General features: G+C 65.2%; 1 tRNA gene, 1 rRNA gene and 1 pseudogene. All 3 read right to left on the reverse strand.

The window, feature by feature from the left end:
• A pseudogene (locus tag C464_RS02720) lies at positions 1–502 on the reverse strand (hypothetical protein); the annotation flags it as partial.
• 105 nt (positions 503–607) lie between these two features.
• A tRNA-Cys gene (locus C464_RS02725) sits at positions 608–683 on the reverse strand.
• Between the two features lie 135 nt (positions 684–818).
• A 5S ribosomal RNA gene (gene rrf / locus C464_RS02730) occupies positions 819–929 on the reverse strand; the annotation flags it as partial.

Below are 929 nucleotides of genomic sequence, written 5' to 3' on the forward strand. Positions count from 1 at the left end.
GCTGTTCCGGTGCGGGGAAGTACTCCTCGACGGGCACCAGTGTCCGTTCGCCGGAGTCGTCGGTCACGGCGACGTACTCGCCGTCATCGAGCGTAACCGTCTCGTTCTCCGCGGCGTCGTCGGCCCCGAGGATCGCCTGCCGGTCGAGCGCCTCGACGAGCGTGAACTCGGTGGCGTTCTCACCGGCGACCTCGACACGCCACTCGCGGTCGTCGACCGAGACGGTCGACCCGTTCGCCCACGTCTCGGAGGTCTCCGCGGTGAACTCGCGTTCGAGCGTCCCGGTGACCACGGTCGTCGCCGCACCACCGTGACCCCCGCCGCCCTCTTCCGTCTCGGAGATATCTGCCACCACGTACGACTCACCGCCGGCGTCGATCGTGTCGCCCTGTGAGGCGTCGATCTCCGGATTTTCGAGCGCAATCTCCGGACTATCGGCCGTCGCGGTCAGCGCGCCCGCCACGCCCGCGACGGCGAGGAACAGCGCGACAAACACGGCCACAGCGCGTCGTTGCATAGTTGACGCATGGGTCACCCGGTGTTTAACGGTTACTAAGCGGGTCAGTTCGTGAGACCGATGTCGCTGTACATTGCGGCCGCGATAGAAAGCCAAGGGCCGGATTTGAACCGGCGTTGGGCGGCTCTGCAGGCCGCTGCGTCTGACCGAACTCTGCCACCTTGGCGCCGTTCGAACGTACCGCTGTCGAGCGTTTAAGCCTAGCGGTCGCGTGTGGGCGGCGCGTCCGCTCGCTGTATATGAAAAAAGCCCACGGACGCGATGTCCGTGGGCTGAGTGGGAGTATTCTCCCGGATGAATGGGCAGGCGGCGACCCGTGGTTCCCAGAGGATCGCTCACTCCAGTACTTCACGGTACGCTGGTGGGCTTAACTTCCGTGTTCGGAATGGGTACGGGTGTTTCCCCACCGCTA

Origin of the sequence: Halorubrum coriense DSM 10284, assembly GCF_000337035.1 — an archaeon.
Classification (GTDB): domain Archaea; phylum Halobacteriota; class Halobacteria; order Halobacteriales; family Haloferacaceae; genus Halorubrum; species Halorubrum coriense.